Source organism: uncultured Friedmanniella sp., from assembly GCF_964244005.1.
Classification (GTDB): Bacteria; Actinomycetota; Actinomycetes; order Propionibacteriales; family Propionibacteriaceae; genus Microlunatus.
The window spans coordinates 1-21548 of record NZ_CAXTHG010000015.1 but is presented as its reverse complement, the minus strand read 5'-3'; the positions used below and the strand labels follow the sequence as shown (position 1 = coordinate 21548).

23 protein-coding genes and 1 pseudogene are annotated in these 21548 nt (G+C 70.3%); 14 read left to right on the top strand and 10 right to left on the bottom strand.

Going from position 1 to position 21548, the window contains the following annotated elements; genetic code table 11:
• Nucleotides 1-212 precede the first annotated feature (212 nt).
• The 5 genes from ACFE76_RS11170 to ACFE76_RS11150 form a co-directional block, all read right to left on the bottom strand.
• Nucleotides 213-698, bottom strand: a complete 486-nt coding sequence (locus ACFE76_RS11170; protein ID WP_375431831.1) for an AAA family ATPase — start codon at nucleotides 696-698, stop codon at nucleotides 213-215.
• A gap of 62 nt (nucleotides 699-760) precedes the next feature.
• Complete coding sequence (locus ACFE76_RS11165) at nucleotides 761-1069, bottom strand: hypothetical protein (protein WP_375431830.1); 309 nt, start codon at nucleotides 1067-1069, stop codon at nucleotides 761-763.
• Between the two features lie 68 nt (nucleotides 1070-1137).
• Nucleotides 1138-2049, bottom strand: a complete 912-nt coding sequence (murQ, locus tag ACFE76_RS11160; RefSeq protein WP_375431829.1) for an N-acetylmuramic acid 6-phosphate etherase — start codon at nucleotides 2047-2049, stop codon at nucleotides 1138-1140.
• Nucleotides 2046-3317, bottom strand: coding sequence for a hypothetical protein (locus ACFE76_RS11155; RefSeq protein WP_375431828.1), 1272 nt, complete (start codon nucleotides 3315-3317; stop codon nucleotides 2046-2048). Before ACFE76_RS11155 ends, murQ begins: the two co-directional genes overlap by 4 nt.
• A gap of 43 nt (nucleotides 3318-3360) precedes the next feature.
• Nucleotides 3361-3942, bottom strand: coding sequence for a GNAT family N-acetyltransferase (locus tag ACFE76_RS11150; RefSeq protein WP_375431827.1), 582 nt, complete (start codon nucleotides 3940-3942; stop codon nucleotides 3361-3363).
• Nucleotides 3943-4009: 67 nt separating this feature from the next.
• Here ACFE76_RS11150 and ACFE76_RS11145 point away from each other — a divergent pair, with 67 nt between their 5' ends.
• From ACFE76_RS11145 to ACFE76_RS11135, 3 genes are all read left to right on the top strand, one after another.
• Entirely contained in the window at nucleotides 4010-7741 is a 3732-nt protein-coding gene (locus ACFE76_RS11145) for an efflux RND transporter permease subunit (protein ID WP_375431826.1), read from the top strand.
• A gap of 223 nt (nucleotides 7742-7964) precedes the next feature.
• Nucleotides 7965-8813 carry a DUF2306 domain-containing protein gene (locus tag ACFE76_RS11140; protein WP_375431825.1) on the top strand — a complete coding sequence of 283 codons (849 nt, stop codon included), beginning with the start codon at nucleotides 7965-7967 and terminating at the stop codon, nucleotides 8811-8813.
• A 582-nt stretch (nucleotides 8814-9395) separates the two neighbouring features.
• On the top strand, nucleotides 9396-9818 hold the full coding sequence (locus ACFE76_RS11135) for a hypothetical protein (protein WP_375431824.1): 423 nt from the start codon (nucleotides 9396-9398) through the stop codon (nucleotides 9816-9818).
• A 51-nt stretch (nucleotides 9819-9869) separates the two neighbouring features.
• On the opposite strand, the gene ACFE76_RS11130 is transcribed toward ACFE76_RS11135, so the two are convergent.
• Entirely contained in the window at nucleotides 9870-10586 is a 717-nt protein-coding gene (locus ACFE76_RS11130; protein WP_375431823.1) for a TetR/AcrR family transcriptional regulator C-terminal domain-containing protein, read from the bottom strand.
• Between the two features lie 228 nt (nucleotides 10587-10814).
• On the opposite strand from ACFE76_RS11130, the gene ACFE76_RS11125 reads away from it, so the two are divergent.
• The 5 genes and pseudogenes from ACFE76_RS11125 to ACFE76_RS11105 all read left to right on the top strand — a co-directional run bounded on the left by ACFE76_RS11125 (nucleotide 10815) and on the right by ACFE76_RS11105 (nucleotide 13520).
• Complete coding sequence (locus tag ACFE76_RS11125) at nucleotides 10815-11021, top strand: type I restriction-modification system subunit M N-terminal domain-containing protein (RefSeq protein ID WP_375431822.1); 207 nt, start codon at nucleotides 10815-10817, stop codon at nucleotides 11019-11021.
• Nucleotides 11018-11200 (top strand): hypothetical protein, encoded by a 183-nt coding sequence (locus tag ACFE76_RS11120; RefSeq protein WP_375431821.1) that lies wholly within the window; start codon nucleotides 11018-11020, stop codon nucleotides 11198-11200. The genes ACFE76_RS11125 and ACFE76_RS11120 overlap by 4 nt, the downstream gene beginning before the upstream one ends.
• A 21-nt stretch (nucleotides 11201-11221) precedes the next feature.
• Nucleotides 11222-11368, top strand: a pseudogene (locus tag ACFE76_RS11115) (type I restriction endonuclease); the annotation flags it as partial.
• Nucleotides 11369-11446: 78 nt separating this feature from the next.
• Nucleotides 11447-12850 (top strand): hypothetical protein, encoded by a 1404-nt coding sequence (locus tag ACFE76_RS11110; RefSeq protein ID WP_375431905.1) that lies wholly within the window; start codon nucleotides 11447-11449, stop codon nucleotides 12848-12850.
• 172 nt (nucleotides 12851-13022) lie between these two features.
• Nucleotides 13023-13520, top strand: coding sequence for a hypothetical protein (locus tag ACFE76_RS11105; RefSeq protein WP_375431820.1), 498 nt, complete (start codon nucleotides 13023-13025; stop codon nucleotides 13518-13520).
• A 236-nt stretch (nucleotides 13521-13756) separates the two neighbouring features.
• Here the strand turns inward: ACFE76_RS11105 and ACFE76_RS11100 are convergent, their stop codons facing one another.
• Genes ACFE76_RS11100 through ACFE76_RS11090 form a run of 3 tightly spaced genes read right to left on the bottom strand, consistent with a single transcriptional unit; the run spans nucleotide 13757 to nucleotide 16573 of the window.
• Nucleotides 13757-16015 carry a heavy metal translocating P-type ATPase gene (locus ACFE76_RS11100; protein ID WP_375431819.1) on the bottom strand — a complete coding sequence of 753 codons (2259 nt, stop codon included), beginning with the start codon at nucleotides 16013-16015 and terminating at the stop codon, nucleotides 13757-13759.
• Complete coding sequence (locus ACFE76_RS11095; protein WP_375431818.1) at nucleotides 16012-16218, bottom strand: heavy-metal-associated domain-containing protein; 207 nt, start codon at nucleotides 16216-16218, stop codon at nucleotides 16012-16014. The genes ACFE76_RS11100 and ACFE76_RS11095 overlap by 4 nt, the downstream gene beginning before the upstream one ends.
• A 55-nt stretch (nucleotides 16219-16273) precedes the next feature.
• Nucleotides 16274-16573, bottom strand: coding sequence for a metal-sensitive transcriptional regulator (locus ACFE76_RS11090; RefSeq protein ID WP_375431817.1), 300 nt, complete (start codon nucleotides 16571-16573; stop codon nucleotides 16274-16276).
• Between the two features lie 226 nt (nucleotides 16574-16799).
• Here ACFE76_RS11090 and ACFE76_RS11085 point away from each other — a divergent pair, with 226 nt between their 5' ends.
• The 5 genes from ACFE76_RS11085 to ACFE76_RS11065 all read left to right on the top strand — a co-directional run bounded on the left by ACFE76_RS11085 (nucleotide 16800) and on the right by ACFE76_RS11065 (nucleotide 20958).
• Nucleotides 16800-17327 (top strand): TetR/AcrR family transcriptional regulator, encoded by a 528-nt coding sequence (locus tag ACFE76_RS11085; protein WP_375431816.1) that lies wholly within the window; start codon nucleotides 16800-16802, stop codon nucleotides 17325-17327.
• A gap of 32 nt (nucleotides 17328-17359) precedes the next feature.
• Nucleotides 17360-17593 carry a glycosyltransferase gene (locus ACFE76_RS11080; protein WP_375431815.1) on the top strand — a complete coding sequence of 78 codons (234 nt, stop codon included), beginning with the start codon at nucleotides 17360-17362 and terminating at the stop codon, nucleotides 17591-17593.
• Nucleotides 17594-17705: 112 nt separating this feature from the next.
• The gene (locus ACFE76_RS11075) at nucleotides 17706-18587 is read left to right on the top strand and encodes a glycosyltransferase (protein ID WP_375431814.1); all 882 of its coding nucleotides are present in this window, start codon (nucleotides 17706-17708) and stop codon (nucleotides 18585-18587) included.
• A 107-nt stretch (nucleotides 18588-18694) separates the two neighbouring features.
• Complete coding sequence (locus ACFE76_RS11070) at nucleotides 18695-19081, top strand: DUF6394 family protein (protein WP_375431813.1); 387 nt, start codon at nucleotides 18695-18697, stop codon at nucleotides 19079-19081.
• 11 nt (nucleotides 19082-19092) lie between these two features.
• Complete coding sequence (locus tag ACFE76_RS11065) at nucleotides 19093-20958, top strand: potassium channel family protein (RefSeq protein ID WP_375431812.1); 1866 nt, start codon at nucleotides 19093-19095, stop codon at nucleotides 20956-20958.
• Here ACFE76_RS11065 and ACFE76_RS11060 read toward each other — a convergent pair.
• Nucleotides 20943-21119: a hypothetical protein gene (locus ACFE76_RS11060; protein ID WP_375431811.1), complete on the bottom strand. Its 177-nt coding sequence runs from the start codon at nucleotides 21117-21119 to the stop codon at nucleotides 20943-20945. The genes ACFE76_RS11065 and ACFE76_RS11060 overlap by 16 nt on opposite strands.
• Nucleotides 21120-21153: 34 nt before the next feature.
• On the opposite strand from ACFE76_RS11060, the gene ACFE76_RS11055 reads away from it, so the two are divergent.
• On the top strand, nucleotides 21154-21548 hold a 395-nt coding region (locus tag ACFE76_RS11055), incomplete at its 3' end, for a hypothetical protein (protein WP_375431810.1).

Genomic DNA, 21548 nt, shown 5'->3' with positions numbered 1-21548 from the left:
CCGCATGGTTCATCGGCTTCCGTGGGGCCGGGTAACGACAATCATCGGCGCGTCGGTAAGGGCGGCAGGATTCTAACAGTATTCGCCGGGGACCGTTCGGAACAACAGCGCGCCACGACCACTCAGCCCCCCGCACTCGAAACGGCCACCCTTCCGGGCCTCGGGATCGTCCGCCCGCACGCGAGAGCGGGACTAGTCAGGTGCGCTCCGGCTCACGACTGCCAAGTCCAGGATCTCGTCGACAACGTGCGCGAGCGCCCGGTGGCGTCGATACTGATGCCGTTCGGGGTGTCCTCTCTCGACTCGTGCAGCCGCTCAATGAGCAGGCGCTCCGACGGCAGTCCGCCGAACTCGTTCTTCTGTCGCTGTTCGAGCCGTCGCCCCAAGGTGGCTAGATCGACCTGCAGAACGAAGACGGCATCAAACAGGTTGATGAAGTCCGCGAAGTTCCGCGAGCCGCCACAGAAAAACGTCGTGGCCTCGGCGTGGTCCGCGACCAGGGCTCTGACCTTCTTCACCCGCCACATATGGTGCTCGTGGGTACGGCCCTCCACCGGAGCCCCGGTTGCAGGATCGCCCTGGTATGCGAGTTCGCGATCACCGTGAATGGCCTGAAAGCCGCGACGCCGGAGCTCGTCACAGACCGAGGTCTTACCAGCGCCAGAGACACCTTCGATGAGGTAATTCCGCCTACCCATTGACGGACGGTAATACCTGAGGGCGGGGCTCGAGGCCGTCTCTCGGGGCAAGGCAGTGGTGCTCAGCCAGATCCGGCGTGAGGTGGTGGTCGCTCGCCGTCCGGGGAGGCTCCGACCGCGGTCAGGTCTGGTAGCAGTCCTGGGCGCCAGGTGAGTGGCCCTTCGGTGTCGGTCGCCCGCCGGAGGTAGGTGTGGGCGACGTGGAATAGGTCGGACTCCCCAATGCCGTGCTGGCGCCGGAACGTCTGGTAGTCGGGGCTGGTCTGTTCGATCCGGATGAGTAGGGGTGCGTAGGCGATGTCGCCGCCGGTGAACCGTTCCCAGAGCTGCCGTTGCAGTGTCTCGGTGGGAACGGTGGTCCAGTGAACCACCGACCGACGCGCCCGAACGTCGAGGAGGGTGGGTCAAACGCCGGCAAACGACCAAGCTCACGGCGCGATCAGGGCGCGACCGCGGCTCGGACGCTGTCGTGCCGCTCGGCCAGGCGACGGCGGGCGTCGTCGGCCGTGCAGCGGCGGAGCAGCATCACGATCGCGGTCTTCGCGTGGCCACCCGCGGCCCGCACCGCCTCCTGGACGGCGTCGCCGTCCGCGCGGGTGGCCTCGGCCACGATCCGCTGGGTGCGGTCGACGAGCTTGGCGTTGGTCGGGTGCAGGTCGACCATCAGGTTGCCGTAGACCTTGCCGGTCTGCACCATGCTCGCCGTGGACAGCATGTTGCAGACGAGCTTCTGGGCGGTGCCGGCCTTGAGCCGGGTCGAGCCGGTCAGGATCTCCGGCCCGGTCACGACCTCGATGGCCACGTCGGCCTCCCGGCTGATCGGCGCCGCAGGATTGCTGGCGAGCGAGACGGTGGCCGCCCCGAGCCGGCGGGCGTACGCGAGCCCACCGAGCACGTACGGGGTCCGACCGCTCGCGGCGATGCCGACGACGACGTCCCGCGTAGACAGCCCGATCGCGGCCAGGTCGGCTGCCCCCTGGTCGGCGTCGTCCTCGGCACCTTCGACCGCGTCCGCGAACGCGCGCTGACCGCCGGCGATCAGCCCGATCACCTCCTCCGGCTCGGTGCCGAAGGTCGGCGGGCACTCGACGGCGTCGAGCAGGCCGATCCGGCCACTGGTCCCCGCCCCGAGGTAGATCAGCCGACCGTCGCGGCGGCGCGCGGCGACGATCACGTCGACGGCCCGCGCGATGTCGGGCAGCGCTCGCTCCACCGCGAGCGGGACCCCTCGGTCCTCCTCGTTCATCACCGCGAGCAGCTCCGCCGTCGACATGGTGTCCAGCAGCGCGGTCCGCGGGTGCGCGGTCTCGGTGCCCAGGACGCCCAGCTCGGTCAAGGGCTCGGGGGTCATCGGCTGGTCAGCTCCGACAGCGGCAGCACGAAGAGGAACTGGCTGCCGTCCTCGGTCACGCTGGCGTAGGTCTTGCGGCGTGGGTCGACGTAGACCGACTCGACGTTGCCGCCCGGCAGCCGGAACCGGTGCAGGACCTTGCCGCTGCGCAGGACGACGGTCGCGTCCACCCGGGGGCTGCTGGGCCCGGCCAGCCGGAGGGCGGAGGAGTTTGCGAAGCGGTAGCGCCCCCACGTCCCGACGCCCTGGAAGTTCGTGCCGTCCAGGGTGGTCGCCCCCATGCTGCGGATGACGCGACGCTTCTCCCCGAAGCCGGTGGTCAGCACGAGCGGCTGGTTGGCGGTCGTCGGCCCGGCGGTGAGCAGACCGTGCCGGTCGAGGGCGAACGCGTGCACCCGGGTCGGCCCGGTCTTGGTGTAGGTGATCGTCGTCAGCCGGTCCTGGCCGGCCCGGCGGTGCAGGGAGATGCTGGACGCGCCGCCGCTGCCCGACACCGACCAGCGCGCGACGGCCGGCAGCACGAAGTGGCCGTCGATCGTGAGCAGGTCGTCAGCGTTGTACAGCCACACCCACGACTTGCTCGAGGAGTACAGGTACTGACCCGCCCAGGCGAGGCCGCTGCCGTGGGAGTTGAGCCGGCGCAGCCGGTCCCGCCCGTCGGGTCGGACGAGCTCGATCGTGTTGTACCGGCGCTTGTCCAGGTCGATCACCACCAGCCGGGTGACGCTCTCACCCTTGGTGTTGGTGGCGAAGAGGCCCGGTTCGGCCGCCTTCGAGTACCAGCTGGTGAGGATGATGTTCCGGTTGGACGCCCAGCGGCTGCGGATCCGGTAGCCCTCGGTGGTGCCCGAACCAGCGATGCCTTGCGGCTTGTAGGCCCGGCCCCCCAGCCCGTCCCAGCACCAGTAGTCGGCCCGTCGGGGGTTGATCCGCGGGTCGAGGCCGGACGCCTTCCAGCTGCGGACGCACGCCTTGTCGGCCTTGGGCAGCGCGTGGCCCCGGGCCAGGACGTCGTCCCAGTCGACGCGGGTGGCGTCGTAGTGCTTGAGGTAGCGGGAGGCGATCGCCACCGTGCCGGCCGGAGGTCCGTCCCGCCGAGCCGAAACCGGAGCCGGACTGGTCGGGGTCGTGGTTGCTCCCGGTCCGGGTACGGACGCGGGTGCGGCGGCCCGCGGCGCGTCCGGGGACTGCGGGACGACCAGCAGCCAGGCGCCACCGACCACCGCAGCGGCGACCCCGGCGGCCACCAGAGCTCGGATCCTGATCACGTCATGCCTTTCTCGCGGTCGGGCCCCCGGTCTGGCGGGAAGTCTAGGAGAGCGCGAACCGCATCAGCACCCGGTCGCCCGTCGCCGGTCCGGCGCGTCGAAAACCCGCCGCTGTGAACACCTCTTCGCGGCCGAGGAAGGCCTCTGCCGGGCGCCGGGCGGCCGAGACCAACGGCCAGCCCTCGATGGCGGCGGCACCTTCCCCGCCGGCCAGCGCGACGGCCGCTCGAACCAGCGCGTGGCTGACGCCCTGACCGCGGTGGCCGGCGCGGACGAAGACGCACGGCACGAGCCACACCGCCTCGTCCTCGGCTCGGTCTCGATGGCGCAACGGGCTGTTGGTCGCACCGGCGGCGACGGCGTACCGCGACCGTGGGCCGGCCGCGGCCCAGCCGACCGGCTGCCCCTCCGCCGTCGCCAGGACCCCCATCGGGTGTTCGCTCCTCGCCGCGAGGCCAGCGAAGGTCCGCCGGTTCGCGCCCGTCAGCCAGCCGAGACTGAACTGGGTCCGCGGCACGCAGAAGGCGATGCACCAGCAGTGGCGGGTGCTGCGCTGCGTGGCGAAGAGACGCGCCAGTCCGTCCAGGTCGTCGGAGCGCACGGGTCGGGTCTCAAGGACGGTCACGGCCGTGACGCTACTCGCTCGGGGTTGGCCGGTTCTGGCGTTGGGTGGTGTCCGGCATCCTGTTGCGGTGACTTCGTTGACCCGACTGAGCTTGGCCAACCGCCTGATCGTCGGCTTGATCGCGCTGGCCATCCTGGTCTTCGGCGTGCTGTCCACCACGTCACTGCGCCAGGAGCTGCTGCCTTCGACCCAGGTGCCGACGGCCACCGTGACCGCGGTCTACCCCGGGACCGCCCCGGAGCTGGTGGCCGAGGAGGTCGCCAAGCCGTTGGAGCAGGCGATCAGCGGGGTGTCCGGTGTGACCAAGGTCAGCTCGGTGTCGACGAACGGCCTGGCCCTGCTCACCGTCGAGTGGACGTACGGGCTCGACAACGACAAGGTCACCGCCGACCTGCGGAGCGCCGCGGACGGGCTCGGCACCGAGCTGCCCGCCGACGTGGACGTCACCGTCGTCGCGGGCAGCACCGACGACATCCCCGTCCTGGTGCTGGCGGTCGCGTCCGACGACTCGCTGGTCAGCCTCGTCCGCAAGGTCAACGACATCGCCGTGCCGCAGCTGTCGGGCGTCGAGGGCGTCCGTGACGTCCAGGTGGCCGGGCAGGACACCACGCAGCTGGTGGTCACGCTGCGTCCGCAGCAGCTGCGCCGGTACGACGTGACTGCCGCCGCGGTCACCCAGGCCGTCCAGGCGCAGGCGTTGGTCGTGCCGGCCGGCAACAGCTATCGCGGCAGCTCCGAGCTGGCCATCCAGGTCGGCTCCACGCCGACCACAGCCAAGCAGGTCGCCGCGTGGCCGATCCCGGCGCCGGACGGCGCCGTCACGCTCGGCACCCTCGCGACCGTCAAGGTCGAGTCGGTCGAGGCCACCAGCCTCGCCCGGTCCGACGGCCGGCCCGCCCTCAGCCTGAACGTCTTGAAGGAGAGCGACGCCGACGCGGTCGACGTCTCGCACACGATCCGCGACCAGCTGCCCGCGCTCACGCCCACCCTGGGGACCGCGGCCAGCGCGAGCATCGTCTTCGACCAGGCACCCTCGATCGAGCAGTCGATCCACGACCTGGCCATCGAGGGCGGCCTCGGCCTGGTCTTCGCGGTGCTCATCATCCTGGTCTTCCTGCTGTCGATCCGCTCGACGGTGATCACCGCCCTCTCGATCCCGCTGTCGCTGCTGGTGGCGCTGATCGGGCTCAAGCTCGGTGACTACTCGCTCAACATCTTCACCCTCGCGGCCCTCACCGTGGCCGTCGGCCGCGTGGTCGACGACTCGATCGTGGTGATCGAGAACATCAAGCGGCGCGCCCTGGCCACCGACGTGCTGACGCCTGAGGACATCGTCGCCTCGGTACGCCAGGTGGCGGGCGCCGTCACGGCGTCCACCCTGACCACGGTCGCGGTGTTCCTGCCGGTCGCGCTCGTCTCCGGCATCACCGGCGAGCTGTTCCGGCCGTTCTCGATCACCGTGGCGATCGCCCTGGCCGCCTCGCTGCTGGTCTCGATGACGATCGTGCCGGTGCTGGCGTACTGGTTCATGCGGGGCGGTCGCCGCAACGCCACCGCCGGCCGCGCAGCCGAGGACGAGGACCGGATCACCCGGCTGCAGCGCGGCTACCTCCCGCTGTTGCGCGGTGCCCTGCGCCGGCCCCTGGTGACGGTGCTTGCCGCCGTCCTGGTGTTCGCCGCCACGATGGCCTCGGCGACCCTGCTGAAGACCGACTTCCTCGCCTCGTTCGCCGACAAGACGACCCTGCAGGTCGACCAGGAGCTGCCCGTCGGGACCCGGCTGAGCGCCACCAGCGTCGCGGCGGAGAAGGTCGAGCAGGTCCTGTCGGCCAGCCCGGGCGTCAAGGAGTACCTGACCACGGTCGGCCAGGGCGGCAGCAACCGGGCGTCGATGTTCGTCAGCCTGACCAGCGAGGACGCGTACGAAGCGACCAAGGCCGAGCTCGAGTCGGGCTTCGCCGAGCTGGCGGACGTGGGCACGGTCAAGCTCGGCTCGATCAACACCGGCACCAACAACGACCTCAGCTTCACCGTCACCGGTGACGACGCCGGCGACCTGCGCGCCACGGCCACCCGGGTCGAGGAGCTGCTCAGCAGCACCCCGGGGCTGGTGGACGTGAGCAGCGACCTCACCGACCAGCGCCCGCTGCTGCAGGTCCAGGTGGACCGGACCAAGGCCGCCGACCTCGGCTTCACCTCCTCCCAGGTCGGCCAGCTGATCGCGAACGACCTGACCGGGACCAAGGTCGGCTCGGTCGAGCTGCAGGGGGAGACCCGCGACATCGTCGTCCGGCCGCAGGACTCTCGCGAGGCCAGCCCCCAGCAGATCGCCCAGCTCGAGCTGCCCGTCAGCCAGCTGCAGCAGCAACAGGCGGTCGACCGCGCCACCGACCGGCTGAAGAAACGCCAGGACGCGCTCGAGGCCGGCGGCGACGACCTGAAGGAGGCCGGTGACGACCTCACCGACCGGCAGGAGTCGCTGGCCGACCGGCAGCAGGCGGCCGCTGAGGTCCAGCAGGACAAGGCGACCAAGGCGGCCGCCGACCAGCGAGCCGACCTGCGGACGTCCCGCGACAAGGCGGCGAAGGCGCTGGCTGAGGGCCGGTCCGGCCTGCGCGCGCTGCGCAGGAACGCCCCGCCCGCGCCGACGCCGCCGGCACCGCCGGCTCCGGGTCAGCCGACGGTCACCGATCCCGCTCAGGCGCCGGTGACCCAGGGTCAGCAGCGCTACGCGCAGTACAAGCAGCAGGAGGCCCAGCTCGAGGCCGGCATCGACCAGGCCGAGGCTCAGCTCAAGCAGCTCAACGAGCAGGTGGACGCCAGCGCCGACCAGGCGGCGGAGTCGGCCGACCAGCAGGCCCAGACCGACGAGTTCAGCCGGGAGCAGGACCAGCTCACCGAGCAGCAGAAAAAGCTGGCCGACCAGCAGACCGCGCTGACCGACCGCCAGGCCGACCTCGCCGACGACCAGGCCGACCTCGCTGACGTGCGGGCCCGACCCATCCGGGTGTCCGACATCGCGACGGTGAAGGAGCAGCCCGCGCCCAGTGCGGTCACCCAGATCGACGGGACCCGCGCCGTGACCTTGACCGCCACCCCGCAGACCGACGACCTGGGCGCGCTGACCACCCAGGTGCAGCAGCGGATCGACGGACTGACGGACGTGCCGGCGGGGGTGAGGATCAGCGTGGGCGGCTCGAGCGACGACCAGGCGCAGGCGTTCCGTCAGCTCGGGCTGGCGATGCTGCTGGCGATCGTGATCGTGTTCCTGATCATGGTGGCGACCTTCCGCAGCCTGTGGCAGCCGCTGATCCTGCTCACCTCGATCCCGTTCGCCGCCACCGGCGCGGTGCTGGGCCTGCTGGTCACCGACACCGCGCTGGGGGTGCCGGCGATGGTCGGGCTGCTGATGCTGATCGGCATCGTGGTCACCAACGCGATCGTGCTGATCGACCTGATCAACCAGCGGCGGGAGGAGGGGGAAGAGCTGCAGGCCGCGATCGTGCACGGCGCCCGGCTACGGCTGAGGCCGATCATCATGACCGCGACCGCGACCATCTGCGCGCTGATCCCGATGGGCCTCGGGCTCACCGGCGGTGGGGCGTTCATCGGGCAGCCGCTCGCGGTGGTGGTGATCGGCGGGCTGGTGACGTCAACAGTCCTGACGCTGCTGCTCGTCCCGGTGCTCTACTCCCTGGTCGAGCGACGCAGCGAGCGTCGGCGGCAGCACCTGGCGGCCAGTCAGGACCGGACGCAGGACCCGGCTTTCTCCCACCAGACGGGCACCCCTGACGTGTAGCTGACGAGTGAGGCGCAGCCGGGGCAACCAGGCCGCCCACGACCAGCCGTGGACGTTCGCGGCCACGGGCTGCGTCCCGAAGACCACGACGTCACCGTTCATCTCGTCGCTCACGGCACTGCTGTCGTCGACCCGGGGGCGGACGAAGGCCGGCTGGTCACCGGTCGTCGCGCCGCTGGCTACGCTGTGGCGGAGGAGCATCGACCTTCACCGAGGTGATCAGATGACGTCGGACCAGACCGCCCTCCGACCACGCCTCGTGGCGGCCCCAGAACCTGGCTCCCTGGGACTGCGGCGGGCGTCGGTCGCGCTGGTGGTCACGGTCTGGGTGAGCGTGACCCTGTTCGGTGCCTACATCCTGGCCTACTACGCGGGTGCGATCGCCCACCGCGACCTGCCGGCGTGGAACGCGGTGCTACCGCGGCTCTACGAGCCCACGACCCCGGCGGCCACGATCGCGATCGGGCTGCACTTCTTCGCCGGCGGAGTCATCCTGGTGCTCGGTTGCGTCCAGCTGATCACCCGGGTCCGGCAGCGCTACCCGGCGGTGCACCGGGTCCTCGGCCGGGTCTACGTCACCGCCTCGCTGCTGGCCGGGGTCGGCGGTCTCGGCTTCATCCTCGTCAAGGGCACGGTCGGCGGCGCGGTGATGGACGTCGGCTTCGGCCTCTACGGCGTGCTGATGATCGTCTGCGCCGCCCAGACCTACCGCCACGCCCGGGCGCGCCGGATCGAGGTGCACCGCGCGTGGGCGCTGCGGCTGTTCGCGCTCGCGATCGGCTCCTGGCTCTACCGGATGGACTACGGGTTCTGGCTGCTGCTGATGGGCCCGGTCGGCCACACCGAGACCTTCACCGGTCCGTTCGACGAGGTGATGGCCTTCTTCTTCTACGTCCCCAACCTGCTGGTGGTCGAGGCGGTCCTACGGGGGCGCACGGCAGCCGCGTCGGCCGCCGCTCGGCGCGGCGCGACCGGGGTCGTGCTCGGCGCGACCGGCTTCCTGGTGCTCGGCACGTACTTCTTCACCGTCGAGCTGTGGGGTCCCGCCATCGTGAGCGGCTTGACCGGCTGACCGCGGCCGGACTCTCGCCGGTCCGGCAAAGCGGAAGAGGCGGCGGTCGCCGATTGGGGGATCAGTGTTCGGCGACCGCCAGTCCCGGGGCGCAGTCACGAGCGCACTGCACAGATGTCGTCCTGCGTGTCGTCGTCGACGCTTGGCCGTCGAAATGACGACCACATTGCGGTCCGCCTCGTGGACACGAGGGTGGCCGGCGCTGAATCGGCTGCGCCCGGCGTCTCGACACCGATGTCGTCAGTCGCGCAGGACAACAGATCAGTTCCGGTCCCCTACACGGTGCGGCTCTGGTGAGCGGCAGTACGCGCATTCCGGGCGGGCTGAGGCTGTCAGCACTCCGAGTGAAGCGCGCCCGGCCCGAGGCTGTCAAGGGCCTCGGTCGCGCCCTGCCGCCGACGCCGGCACCGCTGGGTTCGGTGATGTGCCCTACGAACAAGCCCCCCGCCAGCAGACCGCCACCCCCGACCCGCTAACGTATCCCTTGCTGTAACCACGCAGCCGCTGGTGATCCGTCGATGCCGCCCGAGCCGCACGACCGTTGTCACTGATCTTCCTGGTTCGCTGGCCGACGGGTCCATCATGCTGTCTGCGGTTGCCTCACCCCTCACCTCGCCGAGTAACGACCGACCACCCAGCACGCCGGTGTGGTGGCGTGTCTCCGGCCCCGACGCCGAGCTTCGGCCGCTCAGTCACCGGCAGTGCCTGCAGCTGCTGGGCCCCACGGGTACGGGCCAGCTGTCCTTCCGCGGGACGGAGGGGACGACGGCCGCGGTCATCGACTACGAGATCGGAAACACCTCCGCGGTCCTCGGTCCCGTGCCTGTCGCTGCGGTCCAGGCGATGACCGCCCACCAGCTCGTCCTGTTCCAGGTCGACCGGGTCGACCTGGACGCCAGGTGGGGGTGGACAGTGGTGATGGTCGACCAGCCGCGGTCGGGGGAGTACGTCCAGGTCGCGCTGCTGTCCCTGGCCGGTCGTCACATCTCGGTACCGCATCGCTGAGCCGCGCGACCGGGGAGCATCACCTCGGCGAGCGTCTGGGTTGTCGCCGCCTCACTGCGTGAGGTCGAGCTCCAGCCGATCGAGCAGGACCTCCAACGAGATCTCGAACTCGGCGTCGCTGTGGTCCTCGCTGAGCAGCGGCCGCAGCCGCGCCGTGGCGGGCAAGGCGCTCAGGTCGAGCTGGCCGTCCCGGTTGGGCAGCTGGGCGTCCCCCTCGTCCAACGGCAGCTCGACGGGAGAGGTCTTCGCTCCGCGGGTCGCCGACTCGAGCAGGAGCTGACCGAGCAGGAAGCCGCTGAACGCACGGTAGGTGGCGACCGTCTGCTGGTCGCTGAACCCGTGCCGACCGAGCGTCTGCAGGAAGTCCTCGACCAGGTCCAGGCTGCGCAGTGGGGGCCGTAACCACGGAGCCGCCGGATGCCGGGTCGCGACCAGCGGGAACGCGGCCGCGTGCTCCACAGCGATCCGTCGGACCGCGTGGGCCAGGGTCTGCAGGTAGCCCTGCCAGGTGCTCGCGAGCTCGATGTCGAGGTCATCGCGGACGCCCTCGAGCAGCACCGCCACCACGGCTTCAAGCAGGTCCTCCCGGCCGCTGACGTAGCGGTAGAGGTCGATCGTGCTCACGTCCAGGTGCTGCGCGAGCGCGCGGATCGATAGAGCTTCCGCGCCGTTGTCGTCGAGGAAGTCCAAGGCGGCCTGGATGATCGCTGCCCGGTCGAGGCCCTGAGCCGCGCCGGCGTCCGCGCCCGTCTCTGAGTCTGCCGCCATCACTTCTCACCTCGTCGGTTGCGCTCGCGCTATATCCAGCCTGGGACCACCCTAAAGTCAGGCCAGGCGCTGGATGGCTGCGCCCCTAAACCTCGGGACGTGCACGGCGGGCCGGCACGCCGTGGTGACGGGTTGTAGGCGTTCAGACCCTTGTTCCGGGTGTCGCGAGGCAAGATGAGACCCCACGTCACCTTCGAAGAGAGCACAGGGACCACCAGCGTGAGCAGTTTGAGCACATTCGTCTGGGGCATCGCCGACCAGCTGCGCGGCGTCTACAAGCCGCACCGGTACGGGTCGGTCATCCTGCCGATGACGATTCTGCGCCGCCTCGACTGCATGCTGGCCGACCGTCGCGACGAGGTGCGTGCGCTGGCGGCCGTGAACGCCAACCCGAACGTCCTGGCCGCGAGGGTACGCCAGCAGTTCGGATCGTGAAGGTGCTCGACACCTCGACCGACTCCGGGGGCGGCACCCTCAACCTGCTCCGCGGGGGCTTCAAGCAAGTGGCGGCCCGCTTCGACATGTGCCAGTTCAAGCCTGAGAGCGGGCTCAACCCGACCACGCTGGAGCGGTACGACGCGGTGCGGGTGCGTGTGATGCGGCAGGTGTACTAATCGACGGCGAATTCGCGCTCGGTCGACCTGGTGCTCTTCGTCAACGGATTGCCAGTGGCGACTCTCGAGCTGAAGACCGACTTCACGCAGTCGGTGTCCGAGGCGGTCGAGCAGTACAAAAAGACCCGGCTGCCGAAGGACCCGGTGTCCAAGCACGTCGAGCCGCTGTTCGGCTTCGGCTCACTGGGCCAGGAGCCCAAGGACGACGGCGTGCTGGTGGACGAGTCCGCAGCAGTGAAGGGGCTGATGCGGTGGGTCAAGCTGCACCCGACCAACATCGGCCAAAAGGTGCAGATCATCGTCGAGCACTTCCGCTCGAACGTCGAGGGGGTGCTGGGCGGTCACGCCAAAGCCATGGTGGTGACGGATTCCCGCAAGGCGGCCGTGCGCTACAAGCTTGCCATCGACGCCTACATCACCAAGCGGGGGTACCCGGGGCTGGGGACGCTGGTCGCTTTCTCGGGTTCTGTTGACGACCTCGACACCGGGCCGGACCCGTTCACCGAAGGGTCGATGAACCCTGACCTGGGCGCGCGCGACCTACGCGCGGCGTTCGCGACCGATGACTACAAGGTCATGCTCGTCGCCAACCAGTTCCAGACCGGGTTTGACCAGCCGCTGCTGTGCGCGATGTACGTGGACAAGCGGCTCTCCGGCGTCACGGCCGTCCAAACCCTCTCGCGCCTCAACCGGACCTATCGGACCCCGGACGGAGAAAAGAAGGGCCAGCCGCTGGTACTGGACTTCGTCAACGACCCGGAGGAGATTCGCGGGTCCTTCGAGCCCTACTACACCGACGCGTTCCTCGAGACCGCCACGGACCCGAACCTGGTCCACGACGTGTCCGCCAAGCTGGACCAGCTCGGAATCTTCACCGACGCCGAAGTCGATCAGGCCGCCGACGCGACCATCAAGGGGCTCGGCAACAACGCGCTGGCGGCTGCTCTGTCCCCGGCCAAGCAGCGCTTCAAGACCCGCTACCAGGGGGCACTGTCGGCGAACGCGGGGCACGGGGACCAAGCCGCGATCGACGAGCTCGACCTGTTCCGTCACGACGTCTCCACCTTCGTCCGGCTCTACGACTTCATGAGCCAGATCGTCGACTACGGCGACGTCGACCTGGAAAAGCGCTCGATTTTTCTGCGGCTGCTGGAGCGGCTCATCCGCGCCGACAACTTCAGCGCCGAGATCGACCTTTCCGAGGTGGCCCTGGTCGGGGTCAAGCAGGTCGACATCGGGCGGCACGACATCGGTCTGGGCGAGCGGACCGGGCTGTCGGGAGCGACCCAGGCCGGAAGCGGGGCGAAGAAGGACCCCAAGATGGTGGCGTTCGCCGAGGTCATCGAACGGTTGAACGACCTGTTCGGCGACGAGGACTTCACGACCGGTCAGAAGGAGTCGTTCCTCGAGGCGCTGCTGCGCACGCTGCTCGAGAACGAGCAGCTCGTGACCCAGGCAGCGGCCAACTCCACGAAGCAGTTCCTGGAGAGCCCGGACCTCGACGACGCCGTTCAGACGGCCGTGGCCGACAACCAGGGCAGCCACAACAAGATGGCCGACTACTTCTTCTCCGACAGTCCGCGGGTCGCCGAGCTCATTGCGAGCGTCGGGACGCTGGTGCACCTGCACGCCCAGGACCGCGCGGCCTGATCGTGACAGGCGCTTTGAGGCTGTCCCTCCGCAAACGTCGTCCTCAAAGTGTCAGAGGTGTCGGACAGCATGAACTCATGAGGTTGGGCACAGGAGCGAGCTGCGTCAGGATCGGACCGGACACTCGTCGGTCAGTCGGTGATCGCTCCGACGCGCTCCCATCGGTTGACGCATGGGCAAGGTCGTCTCGACCGTTCATGCGGTCGGGTCGCTGATGACCGAGCTTCCGCTCTGGGCCGTGTGCCTGGTGGCGTTCGGAACGCCGCTGTCGGCGCTCGGAGGGGTCCTGCTCAGCCAGTGGCTTACGCGCCGGACAGCCAAGGAACTCGGAAGCCGAGCGAAACGCGAGGAGCTCATGCGCAACCTGCGGTGGGCGGCCGAGCTTGCGGTCTCGAAGGATGAGGACAAGAGCGAGCTCGGAGTTGCTCAGCTGACGGCCCTCGGCGAGTCCGACCTGCTCGACGCCGGGGACCAGGTCTTCGTCGATGCTGCGCTGGCCAGCGTCATCCGCGAGCCTCAGGAGGAGATCGACGCGATCGAGGCGGCCGGTCAGGCCGCGGAAGTTGTGGCGGACGTCAATGACCCGACGGGGCTCACCCCCGGGTCAGCATCAGCCCTACTATTGGCTGCAGATCGCGACGAAGGTGAGGTGGCGGACCGTGAAGACTAAGACTGTGTACGTGAAGTCGGCTCAGAAGCAGGCAGCGAAGGCTTTGGTGACGCGAAGCGCCAGGACCGGTCGCTTCGTCTCGTCTGCAGTGACGAAGATCGCGAACGCCGAGTCCGCCTCCGCGGCCCGGCCTCGATCTGGCGTGCCGAACACCACCGTCGCGGCGGAAGCTCCGCCCGCGCGCTAGACGGGCAATTCCGGAGCCTGAACAGCCAGGCATCAGCTAGGCGTTCGGCTCAGCGCGGCCTCGTCCACGGCTGGAACCGGCGCAGCCGCAGGCTGTTGGTGACCACGAAGACCGAGGACAGGGCCATCGCGGCTCCGGCGAGCATCGGGTTGAGCAGCCCGGCGGCGGCGAGGGGGAGCGCGGCGAGGTTGTAGGCAAAGGCCCAGAACAGGTTGCCCTTGATGGTGCCGAGGGTCCGGCGGGCGAGCCGGATGGCGTCGGCGGCGGTGCGGAGGTCGCCGCGGACCAGGGTGAGGTCGCTGGCCTCGATCGCGACGTCCGTCCCGGTGCCCACGGCGAGGCCGAGGTCGGCCTGGGCGAGCGCGGCGGCGTCGTTGACCCCGTCGCCGACCATGGCCACGACATGACCGTCACGCTGCAGCCGGGCGACCACCGCCACCTTGTCCTGCGGCCTCACCTCGGCGATCACCTGGTCGGCCGCGATACCGACCTGCGCGGCCACGGCTCGGGCCGACGCCGCGTGGTCGCCGGTGAGCAGGATCGGGGTGAGCCCGAGCCGCCGCAGCTGCGCGACCGCCTCGGCTGAGGTCGGGCGGACGGCGTCCGCGACCACCAGCACCCCGCGGACTTCGCCGTCCCAGCTGACCGCGACTGCCGTCCGGCCCTGGTCCTCGGCGGCGGTCATCGCCTGCTCGAGGTCGGCGGGCAGGGCCGTGCCGTGCTGGCCACGGAGGTCGCGACGGCCGACCTGCACGGCGTACCCCTCGACGCGGCCCCGGACGCCGCGGCCGGCCAGGTTGGCGAACTCCTGCACGACCGGCAGCTCGCCGACGCGTTCCCGGGCTCCGCGAGCGACGGCCCGCCCGACCGGGTGCTCCGAGGCGTCCTCGACGGCGCCGGCCAGCCGGACGACCTGGTCGGGGTCCTCACCGGCCGTGGCGACGACGTCGAGCAGGGTCATCTGGCCGGTCGTGACCGTGCCGGTCTTGTCGAGCACGATCGTGTCGACCCGCTGGGTGGACTCGAGCACCTCCGGGCCCTTGATCACGATGCCGAGCTGGGCGCCCCGGCCGGTCCCGACCATCAGCGCCGTCGGCGTGGCCAGCCCGAGCGCGCACGGGCAGGCGATGATCAACACCGCGACGGCTGCGGTGACCGCCGCCGCGGGGCCGCCACCCGCGACCAGCCAACCGACCAGGGTCAGCGCGGCGAGGACGAGGACCACCGGGACGAAGATCCCCGAGATGCGGTCGGCGAGCCGTTGGACCTGGGCCTTGCCGTTCTGAGCGTCCGCCACGAGCCGCGACATCTGGGCCAGCTGGGTGTCCGCGCCGACCCGGGTGGCTCGCACCACGAGCCGGCCGCCGACGTTGACGCACGCCCCCACGACCGCGTCCCCCGGGCCGACCTCGACCGGCACCGACTCCCCGGTCAACAGCGCTGCGTCCACCGCCGAGGAGCCGTCGGTCACGACCCCGTCGGTGGCGACCTGCTCCCCGGGACGGACGACGAAGGACATCCCGACCTGCAGCTGGGCCGTGGGGATCCGGCGTTCGCGGCCGGCCTCGAGCACGGACACCTCGCGGGCGCCGAGCTCGAGCAGCGCTCGAAGAGCAGCCCCGGCGCGACGTTTGGAGCGCGCCTCGACGTACCGGCCGGCGAGCAGGAAGGTGGTCACGCCGGTCGCGGCCTCGAGATAGATGTTGCCCGCACCGTCGCCGCGGGTCAGCGTCCAGGCGAAGGGGTGCCGCATCCCGGTCATGCCGGCGGTGCCGAAGAACAGGGCGTACAGCGACCAGCCGAACGCGGCCAGCGTCCCCAGGCTGATCAGGGTGTCCATCGTGGTGGCGCCGTGCCGCAGGTTGGTCCAGGCCGCGCGGTGGAACGGCCACGCGCCCCACACCACGACCGGCGCAGCGAGCATCAGTGATAGCCATTGCCAGTTCGGGAACTGGAGAGCGGGCACCATGGCGGTCGCCAGCACCGGGACGGTCAGCACAGCGCAGATCAGCAACCGCTGCTGGAGCAGCCGGAGCGGGTCCTCGGTCGGCTCGGCCGTCGTAACGGCGTCATCGACCGGCGAGGGCGGCGGCAGTGCGGCGGTGTAGCCGGCCTGCTCGACGGCGGCGACGAGGTCCTCAGCGCTGACCGTCGCCGGGAAGTCGACGCGCGCCTTCTCGGTGGCGTAGTTGACCGTCGCCGTGACCCCGCCGAGCCGGTTGAGCCGCTTCTCGATCCGGGCGGCACACGAGGCGCAGGTCATCCCGCCGATCGCGAGCTCGACCTGGCCGCTACCCGGGGAGCTCACCGGAGCTCGTAGCCGGCCTCGTCGACGGCCGCCCGGACGACGGGCAACGCCAGGGCCTGGTCGCTGGCGACGGCGACCAGGCCGGTGACCAGGTCGACCCGGACGTCGACCACGCCGGGAATCCGACTGACCTCCTCGGTGACCGCGCGGACACAGTGGGCGCAGGTCATCCCGGTGACGGTGTACGTGGTGGTGGTGGTCATCGTGGTGCCCCTTCGGTGGGTCTGGAGGTGGTGTCGGTCTGGGAGGGTCAGCGGGTCAGGAGCGGACGAGCCGGGCGATGGCGGCCGATGCTTCCTTGAGCTTGGCGTCGGCCTCGTCGCCGCCGGCCGCGACCGCGTCGGCGACGCAGTGGCTCAGGTGCTCATCGAGCAGGCCGAGCGAGACCGACTGCAGCGCCTTCGTCATCGCCGCGACCTGGGTCAGGATGTCGATGCAGTACTGCTCTTCCTCGACCATCCGTTGCAGTCCCCGCGCCTGTCCCTCGATCCGACGCAGCCGGACGAGGTAGTCGTCCTTGCGGTGGATGTAGCCGTGCGGGCTGGTGCTCGCGTCCATCAACGTCCCTCCTCAGGGGCGACTTCGATGTCGAGAGCATACCCCCTGGGGGTAAATGGCAGAGATGAACCTGAGGGCGCGCTCGGCGCCGAGCAGGGCAGATTTGCACTTGACGCAACTTGCAGGCAATGCAATCGTCGTGCTGGTGAATCCGACAGCGCCAGCAGCACGCGAGCACGGCCGTGAACGGCGTAAACGGTTGACACGGCGTGCTCTGCGTCGGGCCGTGCTGGACCTAGGACTCGAGCACGGTCTCGCCTCGGTGTCGGTCGACCAGATCGCCGAGCGCGCCGGCGTCTCGACCCGGACCTTCTTCAACTACTTCGACACCAAGGAGGACGCCGCCCTGCTGCAGCTGTTCACCGTCACCGAGGAGGAGCTGACCGCGTTCGTCGGCGGTGCTGCCGCCGAGACCTGGTCCGACCTCAGCAGGGTCTTCCTCGACGACGCCGACGTGGCGGCTGAGGAGGGCGCCGACGTCCCTCGCTATCTCCAGCTCCAGCACGCGAACGCCGCCCTGGCCGGTCGGCAGCTCGCCGTCTTCGCCCGATTCGAGGCCCGGCTGTCGACCGCTGTCACCACCCGTCTCGGCGACGACCTCGACGCTCAGCTGCGCGGTGCGCTGATGGTCGGATGCGGCATCACAGCGGTCCGGGTCGCGCTCAACCGCTGGGTCGCGACCGACCACGCCGGCCCGGTCCGCCCGCACCTCGAGGAGGCGCTGGCCGTCATGGCACCGTCCTTCGCCGCCTGACCTGCCTGCTCACGCTCACGAGAGGACACACGGTGCGTGTCTGCGTTCTCGCCTTCGACACCCGAGGTGGCGTCCAGCCCTACGTCGCCGTGGCGGAGGGTCTCGCCCACGCCGGTCACGACGTCACCATGGTCACCACCGACGACTTCGCGGACCTGGTCGCCGGACGTGGCGTCCGGCACGCACCGTCCCGGGTGACACCGAAGCCGGCACCCGGCAGGCCGTTGGCCTGGCCGAGAAGAGCCGACGGGACCGTAACCGTCTGATGCGGGAACAGCTGGGCGCAGTCTCGGCCCGACAACCGATGCCGTCGAGGCTGCCGCAGCGGACGCGGACCTGCTCATCGGCGGGGTCGGCGGTTCCATCACGGGCCGCCCCGTGGCCGAGCACCTCGGGATCCGCTGGCTGGACGCACACCTCCAACCGCTGGGACCGCCGACCGCAGCCTTTCCCGGTGTGCTCACCGCACGGCTGCCCAGCTGGGCCGGTGCTGTCGGTCGGCGAGCCAGCCACCGAGCCACCAACGCCGCCCTCCACGTGATGTTCGGCGAACCACGGCGCCAGGTGCGGGCGCACCTCGGCCTTCCTCGCCGGCCGCGTCGGGAGCCGCGCGACCTGCCGGCGCTCTACGGCTTCAGCCCGCTTGTCGTTCCGCAGCCGACGGAGTGGTGCGCCGGCCGAAAGGTCACTGGCTACTGGACGCTGCCGCAGCGGGCGGACTGGGTGCCACCGAACGATCTCCTCGACTTCATCGCCGCTGGTCCGGCTCCGGTCGCCATCGGCTTCGGCAGCATGGCCAGCCGCGATCCGGAGGCGCTCACCGCGCTGGTGGTCGACGCCGTACGCCGAGCCGGCGTCCGCGCGGTCCTGCTCTCAGGTTGGGGTGGTCTGGCCGGCTCAGCCGCTGACGACCTGATCACAGTCGAGGAGGTGCCGCACGAATGGCTCTATCCGCAGGTGGCCGCGGTGGTGCACCACGGTTGCGCTGGGAACACGGGCGCCACGTTCCGGGCGGGCGTCCCGGCCGTCGTCGTGCCCTTTGCCGTGGACCAGCCGTTCTGGGGGTCCCGGGTCGCGGCTCTCGGGACCGGTCCTACGCCCATCCCCCGCAAGGCGCTGACGGCACCAAGACTCGCCGCCGCGCTGCGGGAGGTCGAGGACCCCGCCCTACGCCGGCGTGCCGCTGACCTCGGCGTCCGCATCCGTGCCGAGGACGGTGTCGGCGCGGCGGTCCGGCACCTGCAGCTCCACCTGACCTGAGCGGGTCCCGATGCACCTCGACGGCCGTGAGACAGTCAGACCACGCCGAGCCGTCGGCGGCCGGTAGGGGCGGGCTCAGCTCCGGCCACGGCTCCGGAAGGGGAGACATGAATCTCGAGAAGGTCATCTTCGGCTTTTTCGTGCTGCTCGCCGCCACCCTCAACTTCGGGTTCTTCCTCGGTGACATCGCGAACCACGACCTGCACAACATCTACGAGCTGTTCGCGGCCCTCGCGGTGAGCCTGATCGCGACCGTGCTGAAGTTTGGGGACCGGACCCAGATCGGTGCTGTCCACCTGGCCACCAGCCTGGTCGCCGACCTCCAGCTCATTGTGGCGAGCGTCGTCTTCGTCTGGTCGGAGGAGATCTCCTCGGCCGGCGTCACGGCGGTCTCGACGGCCAGCGTGGTTTCGCTCTCGGGCGGAGCGCTGCTGGCCAACCTGGTCTCGGTCGTGCTGCTGGTGATCGAGACCGTCACCTTTCACCGCGGTTAGGAGGGGCGCCCGTGAGCACGCTGCTGGTGCTGGTCACCCAGCTGTTCGGCCGACGGGAGCCGCAGCCGCCGGTCGCGAAGCGGATCCACCTCGAGACCTCAGGTCAGGCGTCCTCGACGATCTTCTTGGTGATGCGTCGGATGCGGGCGCCGCTGATCATCTTGATCGTCATCTTCTCCATCAGCGTCGTCGGGCTCAGCGTGATCCCGGGGATCGATCCGGACGGCCGGGTCGCCCGGGTCAGCCTCTTCGACGCCTTCTACTTCATGAGCTACACCGCGACGACCATCGGTTTCGGGGAGCTGCCGTGGCCGTTCACGGCCGAGCAGCGGCTCTGGGTGACGTTCACGATCTACCTGTCGGTGATTGGCTGGGCCTACGCGATCGGTTCGCTGCTCACCCTGATCCAGGACCGGTCGTTCCGGCAGGCACTCGCGCTGCAGCGGTTCACCCGCAAGGTCAGGCGACTGCGTGAGCCGTTCCTGCTGTTGGCCGGCTACGGGCGGGCCGGTGAGCTGCTGGCCGAGGACTTCGACAGCCTGGGCCAGCAGCTCGTGGTGATCGACGAGTCGTCGGACCGGATCGATGCCCTCGAGCTGGGCTCCTTCCACGCCGACATCCCCGGCCTGGTCGCCGACGCCGCCAACCCGCACCACCTGAGCGCCGCTGGCCTCGACCACCCGTTCTGCGCCGGCGTGCTGGCGCTCACCAACGACGACGAAACCAACCTCGCGGTGACGATGGCGGCGGCGCTGCTGCGACCGGACCTGCCGGTGGTGTCGAGGACCGTCTCAGCCCCGGTCGCGGAGCGGATGCACGCGTTCGGTACGCCGCGGGTGGTCAACCCGTTCGACCGGTTCGGGGAGCACCTCGGGCTCGCGCTGCATGCGCCGGCCTCCTACCAGCTGCTCACCTGGCTCGAGGCGGGTCCAGGCGCTGAGCTGCCCGAGCGCGGCGACCCGCCGACCGACGGCCGCTGGGTGATCTGCGGGTACGGCCGCTTCGGCCGCGAGGTCACCTCGGACCTGCGGGCGGCGGGGCTGAAGGTCACCATCATCGAGTCCGCGGACGCCCGGCGCGACGTCGCCGGCGAGCCGGAGCCGGGCGTGATCGTCGGTGACGCCTCCGATCCCGACACGCTGGCCAAGGCTGACCTCGGCAGCGCGGCCGGTCTGGTGGCGGGTACCGATAACGACACCACCAACATCTCGATGCTGGCCACCGCCCGCCGGATGAACCCGGACCTGTTCCTCGCCGCGCGGCAGAACCGGCCGACCAGCGCCGCGCTGTTCAAGGCGATGGCGGTGGACGCTCTGCTGGTACCGACCGAGGTGGTGGCGCACGAGGTGTACGCCCTGGTCAGCACGCCGTTGCTGTGGCGCTTCCTGCAGGAGATGCCGGCCCGCGGCGACGCCTGGGCCGCGGAGCTGATCGGACGACTACGGCACAGTTGCGGCCGCGAGCTGCCCGCCTTGTGGAGGGTGCAGCTCGACGCCAAGCAGGCGCCGGCGCTGGGCGACTGGCTCAGCGGTGGCGCTGTCGGGCTGGGGGACCTGCTGCGGAGTCCGGAGGACCGGGAGCGACGCCTGAAGGCGGTGCCGCTGCTGTTGCTGCGGAAGGGGGAGGCGCACCTGCTTCCCGACGGCGACACGGTGCTGGCGCCTGAGGACGAGCTGCTGTTCGCCGGCCAGAGCTCGGAGCGGCGTGAGCTGGAGAGCACCCTGGTGGTCGACTCGACCGCCGCCTACGTGCTCTTCGACCAGCACCTGCCCTCAAGCTGGCTGTGGCGAAAGCTGTCCCGGACTGCCGTCGCCGCTCCGCCCGCACCGACCGCCGCCGATGCCGCGGACGTCGAGGCCGGTCAGCCGCGAAAGTAGGCGCCCGCGTCCAGGTCTTCGAGCAGAGTGGGGCCGGTCGGCGCCCAGCCGAGCAGTCGGCGGGTCTGGTCGCTGGAGGCTGTGACGTCCATCCCGAAGAATCCGCCGAGCCAGCCGAAGTGCGCGATCGCCTCGTCGGCCCGGACGAGGAGGTCGGACACTGAGGCCGCGACCGATCGCGGCCACGACCACCGGATGGGTCTGCAGCTCGAACGCCAGCGCATGGGGGAGGGCGGCACAGACGGCCGCGGACGCGGCGATGTGGTGCTGGACCAGTTCGTCCAGTGGATCAGTCCGGGACCGGATCCGGCTGTCGATGTCGAGCCGGAGCCGTTCGTCGCTGCCCGCAGGGGCGGCGTCGCGCGTCGCGATCCACAGAGTGTCGAGCTGCAACCATGCAGCACCCAGCCGACCAGCCACGGCTCGCGCGGCGGTCGACTTCCCGGTACCGGCGGTCCCGCCGATCAGCACAAGTCGACTCATCAGTTGTCGCCGGATTCGAACATGGTGTCCGCGAGGAGCCATGGCTGCGGTGTGCGGCTGATCGGTTGTTGCTGGAGGCGGGTGTGGAGCAGGGGTCGTTGTTGGCG

Bases quoted from the DNA above. Each gene is read 5' to 3' on its own strand.
- ACFE76_RS11170 (WP_375431831.1), bottom strand. From the start codon at position 698: ATGGGTAGGCGGAATTACCTCATCGAAGGTGTCTCTGGCGCTGGTAAG.
- murQ (WP_375431829.1), bottom strand. From the start codon at position 2,049: ATGACCCCCGAGCCCTTGACCGAGCTGGGCGTCCTGGGCACCGAGACC.
- ACFE76_RS11140 (WP_375431825.1), top strand. From the start codon at position 7,965: ATGACGTCGGACCAGACCGCCCTCCGACCACGCCTCGTGGCGGCCCCA.
- ACFE76_RS11135 (WP_375431824.1), top strand. From the start codon at position 9,396: ATGCTGTCTGCGGTTGCCTCACCCCTCACCTCGCCGAGTAACGACCGA.
- ACFE76_RS11130 (WP_375431823.1), bottom strand. From the start codon at position 10,586: ATGGCGGCAGACTCAGAGACGGGCGCGGACGCCGGCGCGGCTCAGGGC.
- ACFE76_RS11110 (WP_375431905.1), top strand. From the start codon at position 11,447: ATGCGGTGGGTCAAGCTGCACCCGACCAACATCGGCCAAAAGGTGCAG.
- ACFE76_RS11105 (WP_375431820.1), top strand. From the start codon at position 13,023: ATGGGCAAGGTCGTCTCGACCGTTCATGCGGTCGGGTCGCTGATGACC.
- ACFE76_RS11095 (WP_375431818.1), bottom strand. From the start codon at position 16,218: ATGACCACCACCACCACGTACACCGTCACCGGGATGACCTGCGCCCAC.
- ACFE76_RS11090 (WP_375431817.1), bottom strand. From the start codon at position 16,573: ATGGACGCGAGCACCAGCCCGCACGGCTACATCCACCGCAAGGACGAC.
- ACFE76_RS11070 (WP_375431813.1), top strand. From the start codon at position 18,695: ATGAATCTCGAGAAGGTCATCTTCGGCTTTTTCGTGCTGCTCGCCGCC.